Source organism: Pseudomonas gingeri (assembly GCF_013385635.1).
GTDB lineage: Bacteria > Pseudomonadota > Gammaproteobacteria > Pseudomonadales > Pseudomonadaceae > Aquipseudomonas > Aquipseudomonas gingeri_A.
The window spans coordinates 1-1,318 of sequence record NZ_JACAPR010000055.1; the positions used below are offsets into that span (position 1 = coordinate 1).

Annotated in this window: 2 protein-coding genes; both read left to right on the top strand. The window is 48.0% G+C overall.

The features are described 5' to 3' along the window. Positions 1-607, top strand: a 607-nt coding sequence (locus HX851_RS33390; RefSeq protein ID WP_218173570.1) for a hypothetical protein, incomplete at its 5' end; no start/stop codon positions are given. Beyond that, a complete protein-coding gene (locus HX851_RS33395) occupies positions 604-1,020 on the top strand; it encodes an arginine:ornithine antiporter (RefSeq protein WP_177057943.1) in 417 nt (138 codons plus the stop codon). The genes HX851_RS33390 and HX851_RS33395, both read left to right, overlap by 4 nt. The last annotated feature ends 298 nt before the right edge of the window (positions 1,021-1,318 follow it).

A 1,318-nucleotide genomic window follows, 5' to 3' on the forward strand; every position in this document is an offset into this window, starting at 1 on the left:
CAAATGCGCCCATGTACAAAAGCTTGGCCGGACCCGTCTCGACGCGCCGAAAACACCACGACCAGCGGGTTACTCCGGCAGGTACATCCTGAAAAATGACACCCGGGCACCCATGCCGTTTACCCGCTACCGGGCCACCACGCAACAAGGTGAGGTGTTCAAGGGCGTGACCGACAAGGACGGCCGCACCCTGAATATTCATACTTTGTTGCCGGGGAACGTGAATGTTGAATTCCCGGATAATACTTCGGAATCGGGTCCGGGGCACTGGGTGACAATTGATCATGATTATCATGTTTTGAAGAATACAGCTCTTCTGGCAATCAATCGTCTTGTATCAATGGGGGACGAGGGGAGGCTTTTTGGGGCGGAGGGCAAAGATTATGCGAATACCAAGCGTGACAAGATTCAGGAGTGGAGGCCGCTACCCGAAGACGTCGATGAAAATTTCAAGGAGCAATCAGCTGTTTATATTTATGGGGAGACGCGGAGAGTAATCCAGACATTTTTAGAAGGAGATGATTCTTGGGCAGCTGATGGACGCTCCTGGCATTGGCAACCAGTAATTTCCGATCGTGAGTACGAAAAGGAGGCTGATAAGAAATGAGTGCGAGATTTTTGTATCTGTTTTGGGGGGCGATGGATTTATTTTACATTGGTCAAGTATGCTATTTTAATTTTTCCCAGAGTAGAATCCCCGTTTATAGTGATGTGCAGTCTTTTCTCTCTTTGGAGGAAGAACACGGGGCTGTTTCTGTGCTGCTTTTTTCGGTTTCACTTTTTTTAATGGTTTCAACGGTTTTTTCAATGCTCTTGTTTTTCCGGGGAGCGCGCATGGCTCCATGCTTGGCCTACGCTCAGGTACCATTTAGAATTATTTTTGCTGTGCCTTCTTTGCCGTTTTTGCTTTGGCTGGCGAAATCGGGTGGAGTGACCTCTGCTGTCTTGTTGTTTGGGTTATTGTTGTTTTCTGAAGTAATTAAGGTTTTTTCTATTTTCTTTAGGGGGAGGATTTTTTAGGCGTTTATATAAATCATTTTTTGAAATGAGTAAGTGCTCTGAAGAGCTTTTCCAAGTTTCGGTGGCGGGCTTCTTACGCCTATATGAACGTGATTTTTGAGCGGGTAGCGATAAAGGAGGTGATATGAACGACAGAATACTTCGCACAGACACTATCTGCACCGTCCAGGAAGTGATCTGCGGTCCGCAGATCAAACACTGGGTCGAGTTCCAATTGCTCGATGAGCAGGGTGAGCCTTTGGCGAACCTGCCTTGGCGGGCGGTCAATGACGCCACTCGCGCAGCCTGCGCGCCTGAA

Bases quoted from the DNA above. Each gene is read 5' to 3' on its own strand.
- HX851_RS33395 (WP_177057943.1), top strand. From the start codon at position 604: ATGAGTGCGAGATTTTTGTATCTGTTTTGGGGGGCGATGGATTTATTT.